Here is a 7,486-nt window from a genome sequence, read left to right as displayed (position 1 = left end):
TTGCCGTCCCAGTCCTTGAACAGCGACAGGGCGTACGTCGGCTTGCCGTTGTCGGCCTTGGGGTGGGCGTCCTGCATCTCCTTGAGCACCGGCAGCAGGTCCTCGAGCTCGCCGATCTCGGGGTAGCCGGCCTCGGCGTAGTAGTCCCAGCGCAGGTACGGGCCGAACGTCGGGTCGACACCCTCGGAGGTCTCGGTCGGCTTGAGCGAGGAGACCAGGGTCGGGAAGGCGTACACGCCGTCCTTGCCCTCGTTCAGCTTCTGGACCGCCGTGTCATACGCAGAGGCGTGCTTCATCGACTCGTAGTAGGGGGACGCGTCGAGCACCAGGCCGCCCTCGACCAGCTCGTCGGCCTGCTTGCCCTTGGCGACGATGATGAGGTCGCCGAGCTCGCCACCGGCGACGCGGGTGTTGTACAGCGTGTCGCCGCCGCCCGCGACGTTCGGGGCGAGGATGTTCAGCTCGATGTTGAACTTGTCCTTGACGATCTTCCCGAACCAGCCGCCCTGGATGCCCTGGTAGTTGGCCACCCCGTCGAAGACGTCGACGGTCAGCGGCTCGGCCTTGGACCAGTCCTGGTCGACCGACACCGCCTCGACGTCGTCCGGCGTACCTGACCCCGTGCAGGCGGTGAGGGACAACACCCCCAGCAGTGGAGCCACCAGCATCGCCGTGGCCTTGCGTGTTCTCATGACGCTCCCTTGCTTTGCATGGAACTGTGGTGCGCGGAACCGTGCCGCACGAGCTGTGCGGCACGGCAGCGGTGGGTGCTCAGCCGAGCTCTTCGGCGGCCGCGACGCGGGCTGCGTTCTGGTCCTTGGCGTTGGTCATGTCGACCTCGAGGACCTTCTCGTAGCCGAGGCCGTTGACCGTCTCCTGCATCTCGGCGAGCAGGGCGTCGAACTCGGCGTCGTCCTTGGCGAAGGCCATCTTCCAGGAGTGCTCGACGATGCTGGCCTTCACCTGGTTCCGGGCCGCCTCGATCTCGGAGGAGTCGGTCGGGGCGGCATAGCCGGATCCTGGTGCCACGAGCATCTGGTCGCTCTTCTCCAGGTACTCCATGGTCGTCTTGGCGCCGCCCATGTGTGCGCTCCAGTCGTCCGTCAGCGGGTTGGCGACGGTCTCCTGGTAGCTCGGCCAGGACTTGTAGTTGTACGGGAAGCCCGTTTCCGGGTCCTCCTCGGCGGGCAGCACCGCCGACGCGTTGAGCGCGGAGCTGCCGTCCTTGTACTTGCCGCCGCCCCACTCGGCAGGCACATCTGCGTCACCCTCGAGGATCGCCTTGCGGCCGAAGTCGGTGAGCACCGGCCCGTCCGGGCCGTCCTCCCAGGTCAGGCCCTTGGGGCCGGCGGCGCCCATGGTGTCGGACGAGGTCGCACGAACGCCCTCCGGCGAGTAGAGCCAGTCGATGAACGCCGCGATGCGAGCCGGGTCCTCGGCCTTCGAGCCGATCGCGTACACCAGCCCGCCGCCGTACACGTCGGCGCCGTACGTGAAGATCTTCTGGTCCTGCATCGGCACGAGCTGGAAGCCCTTGCCGTCGGCCATGTTCTTCTCGGTGTTGTACGCCGACTGGCCCAGCCACGGCCACCAGGAGAGCAGCACCTGGCCGGCCTGGTACTTGGCGAACATCGTGTCGTAGTTCTGCGTGGTCGACTCGGGGTCGACCAGGCCCATCTGGTTCGCCTCGTTGTAGAACCTCAGCGCGCGCACGTACTCCGAGTCGGAGTCGACGATGCTCTGGTAGTCCGAGCCGTCGGCCTTGGCGAGCACGAAGCCCATCTCGTCGTAGCCGAAGAGGGTGGTCGGCTGCTTGCCCATCACCATCATGTTGCCGTCCCAGTCCTTGAACAGGGAGATGGCGTAGACGGGCTTGCCGTTGTCGGCCTTGGGGTGGGCGTCCTGCATCTCCTTGAGCACGGGCAGGAGGTCCTCGAGGGTGCCGATCTCCGGGTAGCCGGCCTCGGCGTAGTAGTCCCAGCGCAGGAAGGGCCCGAACGTCGGGTCGATGTTCTGGGCCGGCTCGGTCGGCTTCAGCGTGGTGGCCGAGGTGGGGAAGCCGTAGACGCCGTCCTTGCCGTCGTTCAGCTTCTGGACCGCCACGTCGTAGGCGGCCAGGTTCTTCATGGAGTCGTAGTAGGGGGACGCGTCGAGCACGAGACCACCCTCGACCAGCTCGTCGAGCTGCTGGCCCTTGCCGACCAGGACGAGGTCGCCGAGCTCGCCGCCCGCGACGCGGGTGTTGTAGAGCGTGTCACCGCCGCCCGCGACGTTCGGAGCGATGATGTTCAGCTCCATGTTGAACTTGTCCTTGACGAGCTTGCCGAACCAGCCGCTCTGGATGCCCTGGTAGTTGGCCGGGACGTCGAAGACGTCGATCGTGATCGGGTCCGCCGTCGACCAGTCCTGGTCGATCGACACCGCCTCGGTGTCGTCGGACGACCCTGCCGGCGTGCAGGCCGCGAGGGAGAGTATCCCCAGCAGCGGAGCCGCCATCATCGCTATGGCCTTGTGAGATCTCATGACACTCCTTTGTGTATCCATGGAGGCGGGGTCAGCCCTTGACCGCGCCGAGCATGATGCCCTTGACGAAGTACCGCTGGAACAGCGGGTAGACGAAGATGATCGGGAGCACGACGATCACGGCGACGGTCATGCGGATCGACGTCGGCGTCTGCGTCGTGGCGGCGGAGACGATCGAGCCGAGGTCGCCCTGTGCGTTCTGTGCCGCCTGAGCCAGGCTGTTGGCCTGGTTGAGGTACGTGTAGAGCGTGTACTGCAGCGGGTAGAGCTTCTGGTCCGTGACGTAGAGCAGCGTGTCCTGGAACGAGTTCCACTGAGCCACGGCGGAGAAGATCGCCACCGTCGCGAGGATCGGCGTCATGTTCGGGAGGATGATCCGGAAGAAGATCGTCACGATCCCGGCGCCGTCGATCTCGGCGGCCTCCTGCAACGACTGGGGCAGCGACTCCACGTACGTCTTGACCAGGATGATGTTGAAGGGCTGCACGATCGCCGGGAGGATGTAGACCCAGAAGTTGTTGGTCAGCCCGAGCGTGTGGATCGTGATGTACACCGGGATGAGGCCGGCGTTGAAGTACATCGTGAAGATGATGAACCGGTACCAGAGGGAGCGGTTCTTCAGGCGTTCCTGCGTGAACATGAAGCCGAGGAACGCCGACGCGAGGACCGTGGTCCCGGTGCCGATCACGGTGCGCGCGATCGAGACCAGCATCGAGCCGGTCAGTCCCGGCAGGCCGAGGACCTGCTCGTAGTTCGACAGGTGCAGGCCGACCGGCCACAGGCGCACATCGCCGAGCGCGCTGATGTCGTTGGCGCTGACCGAGTTGATGATCAGGTAGTAGAACGGGTAGCCGCACACCAGCGCGAAGAGCAGGAAGCCGGTGTAGTTGACGAGGGCGAACGGGATGTCGCCGCGGGCGTTGCGCAGGCGGGGCCCGGTGTCCGTTGTGGTCACGACGTCGGTCCTTTCCTAGATGATCGACGACCCGCGGACGCGCTTGGCGATCGCGTTGGCGGCGAGCAGAAGTGCGAGCGAGACGAGGCTCTTGAGCATGCTGAGGACCGTCGCGAGCGACAGGCTGTTCCCGGTCAGACCGACGTTGTAGACGTACAGGTCGAGGACCTGGATGGTCTCCCTGTTGAAGGCGTTCTGGAAGACGTAGTACTGCTCCATGCCGTTGTTCAGGATGTTGGCGATGGAGAGGACCAGCAGCACCACGAAGGTCGGCATGAGCATCGGGAACGTGATGTGGCGCATGAGCTGGAACCGGTTGGCGCCGTCGATCCGCGCCGACTCGTACAGCGACTGGTCGATTCCCGTGATCGCCGCGAGGTACAGGATCGCGCCCCAGCCCAGGCCCTTCCACAGGCTCCAGGCGAGCATGGTCAGCCAGACGTGCTGGTCGCTGTCCAGGAACTTCATCGGGACCGTGATGAGGCCCCAGTCGTGCAGCGTGGTGTTGACCAGGCCCGACGTGGAGAACATCGAGAACGCGATCATGTACACGAGCACCCACGAGATGAAGTTCGGGAGCGTCGTGAGCGTCTGCACCAGGTTCCGGAACCAGGCGAACCGGATCTCGTTGAGCAGCATCGCGAAGAAGAGCGGCAGTATCGACGTCGCGATACCGAGGAAGCTCATGGCGAGGGTGTTCACCATGACCTGGCCGATCTGCTGGAGCTGCGTCTCGGACGAGACCAGGATCTCGAACCACTGCCATCCGACGAACTCGCTCCCGCCGAGGCCGAGGGCCGGCTTGTAGTCGTAGAACGCCGTCACCCAGCCGAGCAGTGGCAGGTACGAGAACACGAAGACGAGCACGAGGAACGGCAGGATGACGAAGAACATCGACCGCGAGGTCTTGCCGTGCGACGGTGGCTCGCGACGTCGGCCACGACCGCGGCCCTTGCTTGCACCGGCTGGTCCGGTGCCCGGCGGAATGCCCGCGCCGAGCACCTCCGGCCGCGCTCCCTGGGTGAGGCTCACCTGTCACTCCCTCGTGATCGGCCACTTCGTTGTGTGGTTGCGGACGGCGAATCGTAGTCGATTCGTCGAAGCGCTTCGACATTAATACCAGACGGATGTCTTGCCGTGCAATGACCAATAGTTCACGGTTCGGCCACGAAAGACCGCATGTCCCGGCCTGCGCTCACCCCCGAGATGGGGGTGCCGCAGGTGGGAGACAGCGAAGCGCTTGCCTTCAGTCCAACGGGTCGGCCGGGCCGCTCGTCGAGCTCGCTCGCTCGGTGAGCACGGGCGCGAGCAGCCTCGTCTCGGACGGGTGATCACCCTCGAGACGGGCCATGACCATGTCGACGGCGACCTTGCCGATCCCCTCGGCGGGCAGGTCGATGCTGGTCATCGGGATCCGCTGGGAGAGTGCCACGTCGGTGGGGCAGACCGCCACGACGGAGATGTCGGTGCCGACCGCTATGCCGCGCTCGGCCAGGCGGGACAGCACGTGGGGGAGCGCGCCCTCGTTGTGCACGATGATCCCCGTGGTCTCCGGCGCGGTCGCCAGCAGCGTGTCCACAGCGCTCGCGGCGCCGGACGGCGAGGAGTCGCACGCCTCCACCTCGACCGTCACGCCGGAGAGCTTGGCCTGGCTCCGCAGCCCGCGCATCAGCCGTTCGGCGTAGGACGTGTGCCGCTGCAGCACCTCGGGCGGGGAGCCGATGAGTGCGACGTCGGTGTGGCCGGCGCCCGCGAGGTGCCGCACGGCCAGGCGGCCGGCGGCCTCGAAGTCGAGGTCGACACAGCTGAGGCCCTCCGGGTCCTGCGGCAGGCCGATGAGCACCGTCGGCTGCTTGGCGGCCGCGACGAGGGGCACGCGCGGGTCGTCCGCCTCGATGTCCATCATCACCAGCGCGTCCACCATGGAGCCGCCGGTCACCCGGTCGAGGCCGCTCACGTCGTCCTGGGTGAGGAGGAGGACGTCGTGGTCGAAGTCTCGCGCACGCGTCACGACACCTGCCACGAACTGCATGATCACGGGTACGCTGACGCCCACCCGGAGGGGTGCCATGAGGGCTATGACGTTGGTGCGGGACGAGGCCAGCGCCCGCGCTCCGGCATGCGGCCGGTAGCCGAGCTTGTCGATGGCGCGCTCGACACGAGCCCGTGTCGGCGCGGAGATCGGCCGCTTGCCCGACAGTACGTAGGACACGGTTGAGGTCGAGACCCCCGCCGCCTTGGCGACGTCGTCGATCGTAGCCACGGTGCTCCTCTCGGATCGATACCGCAGTGTCCTGTGCGGCGGCAGGCGGTGCGCGAGGGCACCGGCACACCAGTGTGCCGCATGCCAGGTAAGCGCTTCGATGGAAGCCTAGTCCACTTGCCAGAGGTCGGGTACTGGACACAAGCCAGCGCCTAGGGTTAGCGTGTTGAAACGCTTCGACGATCCAGACGCAGGGGTCTGGGCGCGGCCGAGAGGGTAAGGATGCCGAGGACCAATCGATGTGGGGCGCTGGTCGCGACCACCGGACGACCGTCCCCCGAGGGTTCCTCGACGATCACGCTCAGCCGTCCGACGGCCCGGCCGGAGGTACCACGTGGTACCTCGGCGCCGAGCCCGCACAGCCCACTGCCCCAGCGGCGACGCGAAACCAAGGAGATGCGATGAAGCACAAGCGGACCATGACCGCCGTAGCGGCCGCGATGGCCGGTGCGCTGGCCCTGACCGGCTGCACCGGCCAGGGCGGTGGCGGTGGCGACACCGACGACAGCACGCTGACGATCTGGCACTACGAGAACGAGGACTCGGCGATGGGCAAGGCCTGGGCCGAGGCCGTCAAGATCTTCGAGGAGGAGAACCCCGACGTCACGGTCGACGTCGAGAAGCAGACGTTCGAGCAGATCCAGAAGAACGCCAAGATCGTGCTCACCGGCGACGACGTGCCCGACGTCATGGAGTTCAACAAGGGCAACGCGACGGCGGGTCAGCTCGCGGCGCAGGGCCTGCTGACACCGCTGACAGACGCCGCGACCGAACGCGGCTGGGACGAGAAGCTGACCGGCTCGCTGGCCACCACCGCCACGTACGACGAGCAGGGCCGCATGGGCTCCGGCGAGTGGTACGGGGTGCCCAACTACGGCGAGTTCGTGGGCGTCTACTACAACAAGGACATGTTCGCCGAGCACGGGCTGGAGGTGCCGACGACGCTCGACGAGTTCGAGGACGTCCTGGCCGCCTTCAAGCAGGAGGGCATCACGCCGCTGGCCGAGGCCGGCGCCGAGTACCCGCTCGGCCAGCTCTGGTACGAGCTCGTCCTCGCCTACGGCGACCGTGCGCTCGTGGACGACTACCAGCTGTTCGCAAACGATGTCGACTTCCACAACGACGCCATGACGCAGGCCACCGAGAAGCTGGACGAGTGGATCGAGAAGGGCTACATCGCCTCCGACTCGGCAGCGCTCACCGCCGAGGACATGGGCGTCTCGTTCATCGACGGCACCTACCCGCTCATGGTCAGCGGGTCCTGGTGGTTCGGCCGCCTCGCGACCGAGGTCGAGGCCGACTGGGGCCAGTTCAACTTCCCGGGCAACACGCTGCACACGGGTTCGTCCGGCAACCTCTGGGTGGTCCCCGCGAACGCCGACTCCCCGAGCCTCGCCGAGGAGTTCATCGACATCACGCTCCGCCCGGAGGTGCAGAACATCCTCGCGGCCGAGGGCGGCCTGCCGGTGGCGGGCGACGCCTCGGTCATCGAGGACGAGCGCACGCGGGAGCTGACCGAGAACTTCCAGGCGATCCTTGACGCGGACGGCCTGGCGTTCTACCCCGACTGGCCGGTGGCCGGCTACTACGACGTGATCGTCAGCGAGCTGCAGTCACTCGTCAACCGGTCCAAGACGCCGGACGAGGTGCTGGACGGGCTCCAGAGCTCGTACGACGAAGGCAAGGCCGACCTGCTCGATGGCTGACAGCACCCTTACCGAACGGCGCACGCGGGCCTCCGGGGG

Annotated in this window: 5 protein-coding genes and 1 pseudogene; 1 reads left to right on the top strand and 5 read right to left on the bottom strand. The window is 66.7% G+C overall.

Going from position 1 to position 7,486, the window contains the following annotated elements; all coding sequences use genetic code 11:
* The 5 genes and pseudogenes from ACFWE2_RS23615 to ACFWE2_RS23595 all read right to left on the bottom strand — a co-directional run.
* Window positions 1–692 (bottom strand): annotated as a pseudogene (locus ACFWE2_RS23615) (ABC transporter substrate-binding protein); the annotation flags it as partial.
* A gap of 79 nt (window positions 693–771) precedes the next feature.
* Window positions 772–2,523: an ABC transporter substrate-binding protein gene (locus ACFWE2_RS23610; protein WP_377226648.1), complete on the bottom strand. Its 1,752-nt coding sequence runs from the start codon at window positions 2,521–2,523 to the stop codon at window positions 772–774.
* 31 nt (window positions 2,524–2,554) lie between these two features.
* Entirely contained in the window at window positions 2,555–3,478 is a 924-nt protein-coding gene (locus ACFWE2_RS23605) for a carbohydrate ABC transporter permease (RefSeq protein WP_377226647.1), read from the bottom strand.
* Between the two features lie 15 nt (window positions 3,479–3,493).
* Complete coding sequence (locus tag ACFWE2_RS23600; protein WP_377226646.1) at window positions 3,494–4,510, bottom strand: ABC transporter permease subunit; 1,017 nt, start codon at window positions 4,508–4,510, stop codon at window positions 3,494–3,496.
* A 214-nt stretch (window positions 4,511–4,724) separates the two neighbouring features.
* Window positions 4,725–5,741 (bottom strand): LacI family DNA-binding transcriptional regulator, encoded by a 1,017-nt coding sequence (locus tag ACFWE2_RS23595; protein ID WP_377226645.1) that lies wholly within the window; start codon window positions 5,739–5,741, stop codon window positions 4,725–4,727.
* A 401-nt stretch (window positions 5,742–6,142) separates the two neighbouring features.
* Between ACFWE2_RS23595 and ACFWE2_RS23590 the strand changes: the two genes are divergently transcribed.
* Entirely contained in the window at window positions 6,143–7,447 is a 1,305-nt protein-coding gene (locus tag ACFWE2_RS23590; protein ID WP_377226644.1) for an ABC transporter substrate-binding protein, read from the top strand.
* Window positions 7,448–7,486: the final 39 nt, after the last annotated feature.

The sequence above is a fragment of the Promicromonospora sp. NPDC060271 genome (assembly GCF_042726755.1).
Lineage (GTDB): Bacteria > Actinomycetota > Actinomycetes > Actinomycetales > Cellulomonadaceae > Promicromonospora.
This window is presented reverse-complemented; position numbering and strand designations above follow the sequence as displayed.